At 71.9% G+C, this 13,967-nt stretch carries 10 protein-coding genes; 9 read left to right on the top strand and 1 reads right to left on the bottom strand.

Translation table 11 applies throughout. The features are described from left to right. Positions 1 to 270: 270 nt before the first annotated feature. From ACFVNO_RS24185 to ACFVNO_RS24175, 3 genes are all read left to right on the top strand, one after another. The gene (locus ACFVNO_RS24185; protein ID WP_378895897.1) at positions 271 to 1,530 is read left to right on the top strand and encodes a hypothetical protein; all 1,260 of its coding nucleotides are present in this window, start codon (positions 271 to 273) and stop codon (positions 1,528 to 1,530) included. Between the two features lie 135 nt (positions 1,531 to 1,665). After that, positions 1,666 to 2,079, top strand: coding sequence for an ABATE domain-containing protein (locus tag ACFVNO_RS24180; RefSeq protein ID WP_355270089.1), 414 nt, complete (start codon positions 1,666 to 1,668; stop codon positions 2,077 to 2,079). Between the two features lie 223 nt (positions 2,080 to 2,302). Then, complete coding sequence (locus ACFVNO_RS24175; protein WP_355270090.1) at positions 2,303 to 2,581, top strand: hypothetical protein; 279 nt, start codon at positions 2,303 to 2,305, stop codon at positions 2,579 to 2,581. A 62-nt stretch (positions 2,582 to 2,643) separates the two neighbouring features. On the opposite strand, the gene ACFVNO_RS24170 is transcribed toward ACFVNO_RS24175, so the two are convergent. Beyond that, entirely contained in the window at positions 2,644 to 3,480 is an 837-nt protein-coding gene (locus ACFVNO_RS24170; protein WP_220562032.1) for a PAC2 family protein, read from the bottom strand. 440 nt (positions 3,481 to 3,920) lie between these two features. Here ACFVNO_RS24170 and metH point away from each other — a divergent pair, with 440 nt between their 5' ends. From metH to ACFVNO_RS24140, 6 genes are all read left to right on the top strand, one after another. Next, positions 3,921 to 7,394 carry a methionine synthase gene (metH, locus tag ACFVNO_RS24165; protein ID WP_378895894.1) on the top strand — a complete coding sequence of 1,158 codons (3,474 nt, stop codon included), beginning with the start codon at positions 3,921 to 3,923 and terminating at the stop codon, positions 7,392 to 7,394. Between the two features lie 285 nt (positions 7,395 to 7,679). Then, positions 7,680 to 8,372 (top strand): HAD family phosphatase, encoded by a 693-nt coding sequence (locus ACFVNO_RS24160; RefSeq protein WP_355270092.1) that lies wholly within the window; start codon positions 7,680 to 7,682, stop codon positions 8,370 to 8,372. A 353-nt stretch (positions 8,373 to 8,725) separates the two neighbouring features. After that, positions 8,726 to 9,229 carry a cellulose synthase gene (locus tag ACFVNO_RS24155; RefSeq protein ID WP_355270093.1) on the top strand — a complete coding sequence of 168 codons (504 nt, stop codon included), beginning with the start codon at positions 8,726 to 8,728 and terminating at the stop codon, positions 9,227 to 9,229. A gap of 696 nt (positions 9,230 to 9,925) precedes the next feature. After that, entirely contained in the window at positions 9,926 to 10,984 is a 1,059-nt protein-coding gene (locus ACFVNO_RS24150; protein ID WP_355270094.1) for an ABC transporter permease, read from the top strand. Between the two features lie 113 nt (positions 10,985 to 11,097). Next, positions 11,098 to 12,849: an ABC transporter substrate-binding protein gene (locus ACFVNO_RS24145; protein ID WP_355270095.1), complete on the top strand. Its 1,752-nt coding sequence runs from the start codon at positions 11,098 to 11,100 to the stop codon at positions 12,847 to 12,849. A gap of 85 nt (positions 12,850 to 12,934) precedes the next feature. After that, the gene (locus ACFVNO_RS24140) at positions 12,935 to 13,948 is read left to right on the top strand and encodes an ABC transporter permease (RefSeq protein WP_355270096.1); all 1,014 of its coding nucleotides are present in this window, start codon (positions 12,935 to 12,937) and stop codon (positions 13,946 to 13,948) included. Positions 13,949 to 13,967 lie beyond the last annotated feature (19 nt).

Here is a 13,967-nt window from a genome sequence, read left to right as displayed (position 1 = left end):
TCAGAAGGGCGTCAAGGTCATTGGTCACACTCTGATCCTCGACGCCCTTCGCCATGCGCGCAGCGGGTTCAGGGATTTCCCATCAACGATCTAGGGTGCGGGTGGTCCGCTTCTCCGGATCCGGGGTCCGGTGCAGGGGTGACGGGGGAGAAGCCGTTCGTCCCCTGGGACGCCGTCCCCGGCCGATCGGTTCCCCGGCCCGCAGGCCCCCCGTCCGCGCGGCCGGGACCGGGGCCCGGAAACGTCGGTGGGCGCTGTCACGATCCAGGCATGAGCACAGGAACCGACGTACTCGCCGCCACCGACTGGAACCGGACCTTCCACGCCTACGGGCCGGGCACCGACGTGCCCGGGCACCTGGCCCTCCTGCTCTCCGACGACCCGGCGGACCGCTCCCGGGCCCTGGACCACCTCTACTCCGCGGTGATCCACCAGGGCACCGTCTACTCGGCGACGGTTCCGGCGGCCCGGTACGTCGCCGGCGTCCTGGCCGACCCCCGGCTGGACGCGCCCGTCGGCGCGGCGTCCCTGCGCGCGCACCTGCTCGGCTTCCTGCGCGACGCCGCCGAGGGCGTCGCCGGCCACCTGTGCGAGCCCGCGCCCCCGGCGCCGGACGCCGCCGAACGCGACCGGGTCCACGCGGCCCTGGCCTCCGACGACGAGGACGAGGCCCTCGGGATCTGGGAGGACGAGGTCCTCCACGCCCTGATGTACCACGAGGCCGCGGTGGCGCTGCGCGACGCCGCCCCGGAGCTGTACGCGGCGGTGCGCCCCCACCTCACCCACCACGACGGGACCACCCGCATCCGCGCGGTGGAGGCGGCGGGGGCCCTCGCCCTCCTGGGCGGACCGGCCCCGGACCTGTCGGGGGCGGCCGACATGGCCGAGACCCGGGAGGAGGGCGCGGTCATCGTGCTGGTGATGGGCGAGACCGGCGGGGACACCACCGAGTTCCTCACCCACTCCGACCCGGCGATCCGCGCCTGCGCGGCGCTCGCCCCGGGGCAGCGCGGGAACCCGGCCGCGCTCGCCGAACTGCTGGCGGCCGCGGGCGGCCCCGAGGTGCCCGACGCGTGGTTCGCGCAGCGGCCCGCGTACTTCGCCGGGAGCGTGCGGGCCGCCCTCCTGCGCGAGGCCGCCCGCCGCTGCGGGCCCGGGGACGCCGAGCGGATGCTGCCGGTGTTCCGCGCGCTGGCGCCCGCGGCCCCGGCCCTGCGGGCCGGCGCCGACCTGGGGCCGATGCTGGAGGCGGCCTTCCCCGCCGGGGCGCCCGCGCGGCCCGACCGGGTCCAGCGGGAGTACCTGCGCGTGCTCGCCGACAGCGCCCTGCCCTGGACGGGCGCGCACGCCACCGGGTTCGCGGCGCTGCTCGAACGGCTCGGCCTGCCCGGCGACCGCGACGCCGTGCGGGCCCTCGCGGCCGCCGGGGCGGACGACGCGCGGCCCGGCGTCCCCGCCGGCGCCCCGACGGGCGGCGGCCGTGCGGTCCGCGAACCGGCCGGTCGTGAACCCGGTTTCGGAGCAGGATGAAACCGCGGACATCCCGGGCGCACCGGGGGTGTTCGTCCGGTTTCGGTCCGATGTGAACGCGGGCGGTGACCACCTGTGGCCACCGGCCCCGCCGTTCAGCAGAATCCGCTACCGAAGCGTGGTGGGATACCCCCCATGAAGACGCAGCCCCAATCCCCCGTTCGACTCAGCCCCGCGGCCGACCTCGTCGCCGCCTTCGTCTCGACCGGCGCCGCCCTGGGCGACCGGGCCGACCTGGCGCACTTCCTGCGCGCCCACCGCCTGGCCGCCGAGGGGGCCATCCCCATCACCCTGGCCGACCTCGACGAGGCCATCGCCCTGCGCGAGGGCATCCGCGCCGTCCTGGAGCAGTCCGCCGAACCCGACCAGGAGGCGCTGGCCCGCGGCCAGAAGGTGCTCGACGGCCTGCGCGTCACCGTGCGCCTGCAGCCCTCCCAGGAGCAGCTGGCCCCGGCCGTGGTGGACGAGGTCCGCCGCGGCCTGGCCCGCATCGCCGGGGCCTGGGCCACCGTGCTCGCCAGCGGCGAGTGGCGCCACCTGCGCCGGTAGGACCCGCCCGCCGGGGCCCGGGACGTTCCGGCGGGCACCGGTGTCCGAGGTCCGCCCGGGAACACGGCGCCCCGGACCGGGGACCGCGGAACCGAGGGAACCGGGAACGGCGGCCCCGTACCGGACGCGTGTGAACGCCCGCGAGCCGCCTGTGAAGGCGGCGGCGGACCCTGGGGGCAGGCCCCCGGGACGGTCCCGGGCGCCCGGACCCCGGAGGAGACCCGTGCCTGTTCCTTTCGCGCGCCGCGCAGCCGCCCTCCTGCTCACCCTCCCGCTGGCACTCCTCGCGCCGAGCGCCCCCGCGTGGGCCGACCCGGCCCCGGCGGCCGGACCCGTCTGGGAGTACGAAGGCTCCTACGGCGGCGTCCTCGGCCCCGACGGCCTACAGGTCTGCGACCGGGTCGGCCGGGAGGGGGTCGAGGCGGGGGAGTGGACCGACTACCGCTGCTCGCGCCTCATCGTCGGCCCGCCCCACATCGTGACGTTGTACGTCCTGCGGTGAACGGTACGGAGAACGGAGAAGGGGCGGACGGGGCCGCCCCGTCCGCCCCTCCCCGGGGCCGCTCACTCGTCGTCGCGGCGGCGCAGGTAGCGCTCGAACTCGCGGGCGATCGCGTCGCCGGAGGCCTCCGGGAGCTCGGCCGTGTCCTTGGCCTCCTCCAGGCCCCGCACGTAGGACGCGATGTCCTCGTCCTCGGCGGTCAGGTCGTTGACCCCCGCCTCCCAGGACACCGCCTCCTCGGGCAGCGAGCCCAGCGGCACCTTGGCGTCCAGGAAGTCCTCGACCCAGGCCAGCAGCGCCAGGGTCGCCTTGGGGCAGGGCGGCTGGGCCACGTAGTGGGGGATGGCCGCCCACAGCGACACCGCCTCGGTCCCGGCGGAGGAGAACGCCTCGTGCACCACGCCCACGATGCCGGTCGGCCCCGAGTACGTGGTGGCGTCCAGTCCCATCTCCGCGCCCAGCTCGCGCGGCGACGCCATGCCGGTGACCGGAATCGGCCGCGTGTGCGGGGCGTCCGCCAACAGGGACCCCAGCATCACCGCGCGCCGCACGCCCAGCCCCCGAGCGATGGACAGCAGGTCGGCGGCGTAGGAGCGCCACCGCATGTTCGGCTCGGGCCCGGTGACCAGCACCACGTCGCGCCCCCCCGGCATGCGCGCCACCCGCACCCGGGTGGTGGGCCACTCGACCTGGCCGACCTGGCCGTCGACCACCGTCAGCCGCGGCCGCGTCACCTGGAAGTCGTAGTAGTCGTCGGGCGCCATGGAGCACAGCTCCTGCGCGTCCCACTCCCGGGCCAGGTGCTCCACGGCCAGGCTCGCGGCCTCGCCCGCGTCGTTCCAGCCCTCGAACGCAGCCACCAGCACCGGGTCCACGAGTTCCCGGGTGAGCTTGGTCATTCGGCGGCCCCTTCCTGCACACGAACGCAGTCCACCCTATGGGGTGGCACCCCGCGGAGGGAACGGTTATTCACAGCACGCGCACTCCCGTCCCGGCACCGTGTACGACACGCCGCCCGGACACGATGTAAGACATCCGTCTCAGGTCCCGGAACGGTCGATGTTGTAGCCTCGGTGCAGCGACTGATCCGGACACCGTTGTCCCCGGCCGCATCGACCCGACCGCACCACGGACGGGTCCAGTGAGCGACCAGCCCGGCGGCCTCGCCGCCACCGCTCCACGGGTCCGACCGAGCCCGCCACTGCTCGGCACGCGACCACGGGACGGGGAGAGCCGGACTGCACCGGCACGGGCACCCCACAAGCCACCGATCGGACACGGGGATACGGGGGGTCGAGCACCGGATCCCCCGGGTGCCCCGAGATTAGAGTTGCGGACTATGAAAGCTCGCCTGACCTTCCGTGAAGCACTTTCCCAGCGAGTCGTCGTGGCGGACGGCGCGATGGGGACCATGCTCCAGGCGCACGATCTCGACCTGGACCAGTTCCAAGGGCACGAGGGATGCAACGACATCCTCAACATCACCCGGCCGGACATCGTCCACGACACCCACGCCGCCTTCCTGGCGGTGGGGTCGGACTGTGTCGAGACCAACACCTTCTCCGCGAACTACGGCGGCCTCGCCGAGTACGGCATCGAGGACCGCACCTACGAGATCGCGGAGGCCGGCGCCCGCATCGCCCGTGAGGCCGCCGACTCCTACTCCACCGCGGACCAGCCCCGCTACGTGCTGGGCTCCGTGGGCCCGGGCACCAAGCTGCCCACGCTGGGCCACGCCCCCTACTCCCTCCTGCGCGACCACTACGAGCAGTGCGCCCGCGGCCTCATCGACGGCGGCGCCGACGCGGTCCTGATCGAGACCTGCCAGGACCTGCTCCAGGTCAAGGCGGCCGTCGTCGGGGCCAACCGGGCGCGCAAGGCCCTGGGCCGGGACGTCCCGGTCATCGCCCAGGTCACCATCGAGACCACCGGGACCATGCTCATGGGCTCGGAGATCGGCGCCGCGCTGACCTCCCTGGAGCCGCTGGGCATCGACATGATCGGCCTCAACTGCGCCACCGGCCCGGTCGAGATGAGCGAGCACCTGCGCTACCTGTCGCACTACTCGCGGCTGCCGATCTCCTGCATGCCCAACGCGGGCCTGCCCCAGCTGGGCCCCGACGGCGCCGTCTACTCCCTCACCCCGGAGGAGCTGGCCGACGCCCACGACACCTTCACCTCCGAGTTCGGCCTGAGCCTGGTCGGCGGCTGCTGCGGCACCACCCCCGAGCACCTGCGCCGGGTCGTCGAGCGGGTGCAGGGCCGCGGCATCAAGGACCGCCGGCCCGTCCTGGAGGCCGCGGCCTCCTCCCTCTACCAGAGCGTCCCCTTCCGCCAGGACGCCAGCTACCTGGCCATCGGCGAGCGCACCAACGCCAACGGGTCCAAGAAGTTCCGTGAGGCGATGCTCGCCGAGGACTGGGACGGCTGCGTGGAGATGGCCCGCGACCAGATCCGCGACGGCGCCCACCTGCTCGACCTCAACATCGACTACGTCGGCCGGGACGGCGTGCGCGACATGCGCGAGCTGGCCTCCCGGCTGGCCACCTCCTCCACGCTGCCGATCATGCTCGACTCCACCGAGCCCCCGGTGCTGGAGGCGGGCCTGGAGGCGCTGGGCGGGCGCGCGGTCGTCAACTCCGTCAACTACGAGGACGGCGACGGCCCCGACTCCCGGTTCACCCGCATCATGACCCTGGTCAAGGAGCACGGCGCCGCCGTCGTGGGCCTGTGCATCGACGAGGAGGGCCAGGCCCGCACCGCCGACTGGAAGGTCCGGGTGGCCTCCCGCCTCATCGACCAGGTCACCGGTGAATGGGGGGTGCGCACCAGCGACATCATCATCGACTGCCTCACCTTCCCCATCACCACCGGCCAGGAGGAGACCCGGCGCGACGGCATCGAGACGCTGGAGGCCATCCGCGAGCTCAAGCGCCTCTACCCCGACGTCCAGACCACCCTGGGCCTGTCCAACCTGTCCTTCGGCCTCAACCCCGCCGCCCGCATCGTGCTGAACTCCGTGTTCCTCCACGAGGCGGTCCAGGCGGGGCTGGACTCGGCGATCGTGCACGCCTCCAAGATCGTGCCGATCAACCAGATCCCCGAGGACCAGCTCGAGGTGGCCCTGGACCTCGTCTACGACCGCCGCGAGGGCGACTACGACCCGCTCTCCCGGTTCATGGAGATGTTCGAGGGCGTCGACGCCAAGTCCATGAAGGCCTCCCGGGCCGAGGAGCTGGCCGCCCTGCCGCTGTGGGAGCGCCTGGAGCGGCGCATCATCGACGGCGAGCTCACCGGCATCGAGGCCGACCTCGACGAGGCGCTCCGGCAGCGCCCCGCCCTGTCCATCGTCAACGACACCCTGCTCGCGGGCATGAAGACCGTCGGCGAGCTGTTCGGCTCCGGCCGGATGCAGCTGCCGTTCGTGCTCAAGTCCGCCGAGGTCATGAAGGCCGCCGTCGCCTACCTCGAACCCCACATGGAGAAGAGCGACGCCGACGGCAAGGGCCGCATCGTCCTGGCCACGGTCAAGGGCGACGTGCACGACATCGGCAAGAACCTCGTCGACATCATCCTGTCCAACAACGGCTACGACGTCGTCAACATCGGCATCAAGCAGCCGGTGTCGGCGATCCTGGAGGCGGCCGAGCGCGAGCGCGCCGACGTCATCGGGATGTCCGGGCTGCTGGTCAAGTCCACGGTGATCATGAAGGAGAACCTGGAGGAGATGAACTCCCGGGGCATCTCCGAGCGGTTCCCCGTCCTGCTGGGCGGCGCCGCGCTCACCCGCTCCTACGTGGAGCAGGACCTGGCCGAGGTGTTCGACGGCCAGGTGCGGTACGCCAAGGACGCCTTCGAGGGCCTGCGCCTGATGGACGCGTTCATGGCGGTCAAGCGCGGGGAGGAGGGGGCCGCGCTGCCCGAGCTGCGCCAGCGGCGGGTCAAGCGGGGCGCCTCCCTGAAGGTCACCGAGCCCGAGGAGATGCCCGCCCGCAGCGACGTGGCCACCGACAACCGGGTGCCGGTCCCGCCGTTCTTCGGCGACCGGATCAGCAAGGGCATCCCGCTGGCGGACTACGCCGCGTTCCTGGACGAGCGCGCCACCTTCATGGGCCAGTGGGGGCTCAAGGCCGCCCGCGGCGGCGAGGGCCCCTCCTACGAGGAGCTGGTGGAGACCGAGGGCCGCCCGCGCATGCGGATGTGGCTGGACCGCATCCAGACCGACGGCCTCCTGGAGGCCGCGGTCGTGCACGGGCACTACCCCTGCTACAGCGAGGGGAACGACCTGGTGGTGCTGGACGAGGAGGGCCGGACCGAGCGCGCCCGGTTCACCTTCCCGCGCCAGCGCCGCGACCGGCACCTGTGCCTGGCCGACTACTTCCGGCCCAAGGAGTCGGGGGAGCTGGACGTGGTGTCCTTCCAGGTGGTGACCGTCGGGTCGGCGATCAGCCGGGCCACCGCCGAGCTGTTCGAGAAGAACGCCTACCGCGACTACCTCGAACTGCACGGCCTGTCGGTGCAGCTCACCGAGGCGCTGGCGGAGTACTGGCACACGCGGGTCCGCGCCGAGCTGGGCTTCGGCGGCGAGGACCCGGCCGAGCTGGAGGCGTTCTTCAAGCTCGGGTACCGGGGCGCCCGCTTCTCGCTGGGCTACGGCGCCTGCCCGAACCTGGAGGACCGGGCCAAGATCATGCGCCTGCTGGAGCCGGAGCGGGTCGGCGTGCACCTGTCGGAGGAGTTCCAGCTGGTGCCGGAGCAGGCCACCGACGCGATCGTGGTCCACCACCCGGAGGCGACGTACTTCAACGTCTGACCTCCCCTGGAGAACAGCGCACCGCGGCCGGGCCCCGTGCCCGGCCGCGGCCGTGTCCGGACACGGGGCCCGCGCGGGTGTGGGGCACCTCTCGGCGGATACGCGGCCCTCGGCCCCCCGCGGCGGGCCGAGAGTTCGTACGGTGGAAAGGACGGCGACAGCCCGGCTTCACGGGCGGGCACCCCCGACCGGCCAGCATGGAGGGCCGACCGCCGTGCCGAGAGACCACCGCATCCGAGGGGAGAGCGCGGCGCGCCCGCACCGCCCGGGGCCGCCGCCGAGCGCATGACCGAGACCAGCAGCCCGCACCCGACCGCCGAGCGCCGCCTACAGGCGGTGCTCCTGGACATGGACGGCACGCTCATCGAGAGCGAGCACCTGTGGAACGAGGCGGAGGCCGAGACGGTCGCCGAACTCGGCGGGGTGTGGACCGAACGCGACCACGAGGCCAACGTGGGCAACGCCGCCGAGCCCGTGGGCCGCTACATCATCGAGCTGACCGGCGCCGACCACCTCACCCCGCGCGACGTCGCGGACCTGCTGTACGCGCGCTTCCGCACCAAGCTCGCGGGCGGCGCCCGGCTGCGCCCGGGGGCCAAGGAACTGGTGCGCATGCTGTCGGCCGCCGGGGTCCCGGTGTCGCTGGTGACCTCCACCGAGCGCGAACTGGTCGCCGACGCCATCGACGGCATCGGCCTGGAGAGCTTCGACGACTCGGTGGCGGGCGACGAGGTGGAGGCCAACAAGCCCCACCCCGACCCCTACCTGCGGGCGGCCCGCCGCCTGGGCGTGGACCCCCGCCGCTGCGTCGCCTTCGAGGACTCGCTGGTGGGCGTGACCGCCGCGGCCGACGCCGGGTGCGTCACCGTCGCGGTGCCCGACCACGTGGAGATCCCGCCGCGCGAGGGCGTGGTGTTCCGCGACGGCCTGGTGGGCGTGGACCTGGAGTGGCTGGAGTCCCTGGTCGCCGACCGCTGACCCGCCGCCCGTGGTGCGCCGTCCCGGCGGGGCCGGCCCGCCGCGGGTACGGTGGTGACCAGGGGGTCCCCGCACCGCCCCGCCGGCCCGGGCAGAGGGCCCGGATGGGGGGATCGCCCTAGGGCGTGTTCGGTGGATGCTTTCGTGCGGCCCGGCGCTTGCGCCGGGTGCCGGGAGCGGTCGTCGGGCGAACTCTCGCAAGCCGCCCGGCGAGGTCGGCCCGGGGTAGGCCGTCCGAGCACGGGCGGCGCGGCGAGAGGCGGCCCGGCGGCCGCGACCCGGAATGATCCGCCGAACACGCCCTAGGGGATCGGCCCGATGTGCGCGGCGGTGTGGAGTGGGAGACTGGTGCCATGCCTGACACTCTGACGACGATGACCGGTGTGATCCTGGGCGGCGGCCTCACCCTCGTGGGCCTCGTCATCAGCTTCCTGGTGTGGCGGGCCAAGGGCCCGGCCTCGGGCCTGCGCGGTGTGGCCTGGTCGCTGGTGCCGCTGGCGGCGGGACTGCTGGGGCTGATGAACGCCGTGTGGCAGTTCGTGCTCAGCATCCTGGGCATCCTGATGGGCCTGATCTTCAACCCGATGGTGTGGGCCGGCGTGGCCCTGGCCGGGCTGGCCGTGGTGCTCTACGTCGTCTCCGGGTTCATGCGCGCCCGCGGCGTGGGCACCCAGGGCCGGCCCAAGGAGCCCAAGGCCGCCAAGGAGGGCGGGGCGGCCGCGCCCCCCGCGGCCGGAGCGCCGACCGCCCCGAAGGGGCAGGTGGGGGGCGCCGCCCCCAAGGGCGGCAAGAAGCAGGACGACCTCTCCGAGTTCGGCGACATCGAGGACCTGCTCCGCAAGCACGGCATCGAGTAGCGCCACCGCCGGTCCGTCGTCCGGGGCCGCTCCGCGCACCGCGCGGGGCGGCCCCGTCGCGTGTCGGGGAGCGGCCGCGCATCTTACGCCCCTCCGGTCACTGGTGCCCCAGGGGTCGTCCGTAATCACAGAGGGTGACCGAAACCCCAGGCCGGGAGGACCCCCAGCAAACAGGAAGGACTCCGTACAGTAACGGAAACGTATCGACATGGGCGGACTCATAGCACTTGCCATAGCTTGTCCGGCCCGGTGGTGACGTGGGCGGATCACGCACGTATGGTTGGCCCGGCGATATACCCGTGTCTCCCCAGCTCGCGGCGGTCATCCGATGAATGCGAGCTATCTAGGCATTTGTAGTTATATGAGACTTTTCCGTGCTTTTGTCACGATTTAGCTACATGGCCAGAGATTGGACGATATGCACCCACGGGGCGAGTAGGTTTGTCGCTGTGTAACAACCCGGGCGGAACGCCCTGTGGTCGTGTCCAACTTCTCGTATGAATCCGGACACCTCCGCGGGCGGGGCCCACGGTGGCGGGTCATCCTCCCGCGCCGCGGACCCGGCGCCCACGCCAGCCAGCGTCGAGAACCGGCCGGCCCCACCCGTGAGACCCGCATGGGTCACCCCCCACAGGCCTCACGTGTGGGCTCTGTCCCCCCTCGGCCAGAAGCGTATGAGTGGAGAGTGGTGGCCTGATGAGCGCGCCCTCGCATGCCCCAGAGTCGGCGGAGCAGCCCGAGGCCGCCGCCGCGGGCGTCAAGGCGCCGGGTGGGCGCGGTGACGCCGACAGCCGGTCCCTGCGCCAGATCGCCTGGCAGCGCCTGCGCAAGGACAAGGTCGCGATGGTGTCCGGCGTGATCGTCGTGCTGCTCATCCTGGCCGCGATCCTCGCGCCCCTCCTGGTCAAGTGGTTCGGGCAGCCGCCCACCCAGTTCAACCAGGACCTGATGGAGCCCAACACCGGCCTGCCCTACGCCGACCCGAACAACCGGGAGCCGGCCCCCGGCCAGCCGCTCCCCGCGGTCGACACCTGGGGCGGCATCAGCGGCGACCACCTGCTGGGCCTGGAGCCCAAGACCGGCCGCGACCTGTTCAGCCGCATCGTCTACGGCGCGCAGATCTCCCTGCTGGTGGCGTTCCTGTCCACCCTGCTGTGCGTCGTCCTGGGCACCCTGCTCGGCATCATCGCCGGCTACAAGGGCGGCTGGATCGACACCGTCATCAGCCGCGCCATGGACATCTTCCTGGCCTTCCCGCTGATGCTCTTCGCGATCGCGCTGGTCGGCGTCATCCCCAACGGCTTCCTCGGCTTGGAGGGGAACGGGCTGCGCGTCGGCGTCATCGTCTTCATCATCGGGTTCTTCAACTGGCCCTACATCGCGCGTATCGTGCGCGGCCAGACACTCTCCCTGCGCGAGCGGGAGTTCGTCGAGGCGGCCCGGAGCCTGGGCGCGAGCAACCGGCACATCCTGTTCAAGGAGATCCTGCCGAACCTCGTCACCCCGATCGTGGTGTACTCCACCCTGCTCATCCCCACGAACATCCTGTTCGAGGCGGCCCTGAGCTTCCTGGGCGTCGGCATCAACCCGCCCACTCCCAGCTGGGGCAAGATGCTCTCCGAGGCGGTCGACTACTACGCCACCGCCCCCTACTTCATCATCTTCCCCGGCCTGGCCATCTTCATCACCGTGCTCGCGTTCAACCTGTTCGGTGACGGCCTCCGAGACGCTTTCGACCCCAAGACCTCCGACTAGGCCCGTGCGCCCGGTGCGCGGCACACCCGCTCGGCCCGCACCACGGCAAGGGCGCACGCAGCCCCGGACGGTCCCACCCATCCCCACATCAGGTTCGCAAGAGAGGCAGTTCCTTGAGGAAACGCACCCTCGGCTTCGTCGCACTCGGTGCGGCGGCGTCCATCTTCCTTAGCGCGTGCGGTGGCGGTGACACCGGCGAGTCCGGCGACGCCGCCGCGGCCGCCGGGTACGACGCCGGCTCGACCCAGATCGTGAACCCGTCCGACCAGACGGGCGGTACCCTGCGGTACGCCATCTCGTCGGACTTCGACTCCACGGACCCGGGCGACACGTACTACGGCTTCAGCTGGAACTTCACCCGCTACTACGCCCGTACGCTGCTGGCGTTCACCCCGGCCCCGGCCGAGGCGTCCACCGAGCTGACCACGGACCTCGCCGCGGGCATGCCCGAGCCGAACGAGGACTTCACCGAGTGGACGGTCAAGATCCAGGAGGGCCTCAAGTACGAGGACGGCTCCGAGATCACCGCCCAGGACATCAAGTACGCGATCGCCCGCTCCAACTACAACGGCGGCGAGCTGCCCAACGGCCCGCGCTACTTCGAGTCCAGCCTCGACCAGGAGCCGTTCAACGTCTACGACGTCGACGACCCGATGGCCACCTTCACGGCCGTCGAGACCCCGGACGACTACACCCTGGTCTTCCACCTCAAGGAGAGCTTCTCGGAGTTCCCCTACATCCTGACCCAGCCGCAGACCGCCCCGGTGCCCCAGGAGGCCGACCGCGGCGCGCTGTACCGGGAGAACGTCCTCTCCTCCGGCCCGTACAAGTTCGACGGCGCCTACGAGCCCGGCGTGAAGCTGAACCTGGTCCGCAACGAGCACTGGGACCCCGAGACCGACCCGATCCGCCCGGCCCTGCCGGACGAGGTCACCGTCGAGATCGGTGTCGAGCAGAACGAGATCGACCAGCGCCTGGTCAACGGCGAGCTCGACGTCGACCTGTCCGGCGTGGGCGTCGGCCCGGCCATGAAGAGCCAGTTCCTCCAGGACCTGGGGACCTACGAGGACAACCTGGACAACCCGCTGTCCGGTGCCCTGCGTTACGTCAACATCCACACCCCGGTCCTCGACACGGCCTGCCGCCAGGCGATCGCCTACGCGGCCGACCGTGACAGCCTGCACCGCGCCTGGGGTGGCGACACCGGTGGCGACCTGGCCACCAACCTGCTCCCGCCGACCATCCCCGGCTCGGACCCCGAGGCCAACCTCTACCCGTCCGAGGACAACAAGGGCGACCTCGAGGCCGCGCAGGAGAAGCTCGAGGAGTGCGGCGAGCCCGAGGGCTTCGACACCGTCATCGCCGTCCGCGACGGCCGCCCGAACGACCTGGCCACGGCCGAGTCGCTCCAGGAGTCGCTCAAGCGCGTCGGCATCGAGCTGGAGATCAAGACCTTCCCGGCCGAGGACTTCTTCGCGCAGTACGCCGGTTCCCAGGACTACGTCCGTGAGAACAACATCGGCCTGAGCGTCTCGGGCTGGATCCCGGACTGGGCCAGCGGCTACGGCTTCGGCTACAAGATCACCGCCGGCGACGCCATCCAGGAGACCGGTAACTACAACACCTCCGAGCTGGACGACCCCGAGGTCAACGAGCTCTGGGACCAGGCCCTCACCACCGAGGACCCGGACGAGCGCGCCGACATCTACGGCCAGATCGACACCCTGGTGATGGAGCAGGCCGCCATCCTGCCCGTCGTGTTCGACCGCGCGATGTTCTACCGCTCGGACGAGCTGACCAACGTCTACTACACGTCGTCCTACGCCATGTACGACTACATGGCCCTCGGCGTGAACCGGGGCTAACGCCCCTACCGGCCTGAACTAGTACGAGAAGGCAGGTGAACGCGGCGGGGGTCCACGGCCCCGTGGACCCCCGCCGCCGACCGCGATGCTGAACTATATTCTTCGCCGCCTCGGTGCGGGACTGCTGCTGCTCGCCGTCGTCACGGCGGTGACCTTCTGGATCTTCTACGTCCTGCCCAAGTGGGCGGGCGTGACCCCGCGCGGGATGGCCGCGATGTACGTGGGCAAGGCCCCGACCCCCGAGGCGCTCGACGCCACGGTGGAGCGGCTGGGCCTGGACGAGCCCGTCATCGTGCAGTTCTTCGACTTCATCCGGTCCCTGGTCTTCGGCGACCAGTTCCAGTTCGGCCGGGAGACGGTGGAGTGCGCGGCCCCCTGCCTGGGCTACTCCTTCACCACCAACAGCCCCGTGCTGGAGCAGCTGCTCGCCCGCTTGCCGATCACCGTGTCCCTGGCGCTGGGCGCCGCCGTGATCTGGCTCATCGGCGGCGTGGCCGTCGGCGTCCTGTCCGCGGTCAAGAAGGGCAGCCTCTTCGACCGCCTGGCGATGGGCACCGCCCTGGTGGGCGTGTCCCTGCCGATCTACTTCACCGGCCTGCTGGCCCTGGCCTTCATCGTCCACGAGTGGAAGGTCCTCCCGGTCCCGCGCTACACGCCGCTGACCGAGAACCCCGGTGCCTGGTTCACCGCGATGCTGCTGCCCTGGATCACCCTGGCGTTCCTGCACGCCGCCCAGTACGCGCGCCAGACCCGCGCGGGCATGCTGGAGGTGCTGGGCGAGGACTACATCCGCACCGCCCGGGCCAAGGGCCTGAGCGAGCGCAAGGTGATCTTCAAGCACGCCCTGCGCCCCGCGCTCACGCCCATCCTGACGATCTTCGGCCTCGACCTGGGCCTGGTCCTGGGCGGCGCCATCCTCACGGAGAAGGTGTTCTCCCTCAAGGGCGTGGGCGCCTACGCCATCGACGCGATCATCGGCAAGGACCTGCCGGTCGTGCTCGGTGTGACGCTCCTGGGCGCCGTCTTCATCGTCGTCTGCAACCTGATCGTCGACCTGCTGTACCCGCTGGTCGACCCGCGGGTGCGCATCGCGGCCTGACCCCGCGCCGGTACCGATC

Origin of the sequence: Nocardiopsis sp. NPDC057823 (assembly GCF_042797335.1) — a bacterium.
GTDB lineage: Bacteria > Actinomycetota > Actinomycetes > Streptosporangiales > Streptosporangiaceae > Nocardiopsis > Nocardiopsis changdeensis.
Note: the sequence above shows the minus strand (reverse complement) of the source record. Positions and strands in the feature narration are given on the sequence as shown.

Coding starts and splice junctions, on each gene's coding strand:
- ACFVNO_RS24185 (WP_378895897.1), top strand. CDS start 271: ATGAGCACAGGAACCGACGTACTCGCCGCCACCGACTGGAACCGGACC.
- ACFVNO_RS24180 (WP_355270089.1), top strand. CDS start 1,666: ATGAAGACGCAGCCCCAATCCCCCGTTCGACTCAGCCCCGCGGCCGAC.
- ACFVNO_RS24170 (WP_220562032.1), bottom strand. CDS start 3,480: ATGACCAAGCTCACCCGGGAACTCGTGGACCCGGTGCTGGTGGCTGCG.
- metH (WP_378895894.1), top strand. CDS start 3,921: ATGAAAGCTCGCCTGACCTTCCGTGAAGCACTTTCCCAGCGAGTCGTC.
- ACFVNO_RS24160 (WP_355270092.1), top strand. CDS start 7,680: ATGACCGAGACCAGCAGCCCGCACCCGACCGCCGAGCGCCGCCTACAG.
- ACFVNO_RS24155 (WP_355270093.1), top strand. CDS start 8,726: ATGCCTGACACTCTGACGACGATGACCGGTGTGATCCTGGGCGGCGGC.
- ACFVNO_RS24150 (WP_355270094.1), top strand. CDS start 9,926: ATGAGCGCGCCCTCGCATGCCCCAGAGTCGGCGGAGCAGCCCGAGGCC.
- ACFVNO_RS24140 (WP_355270096.1), top strand. CDS start 12,935: ATGCTGAACTATATTCTTCGCCGCCTCGGTGCGGGACTGCTGCTGCTC.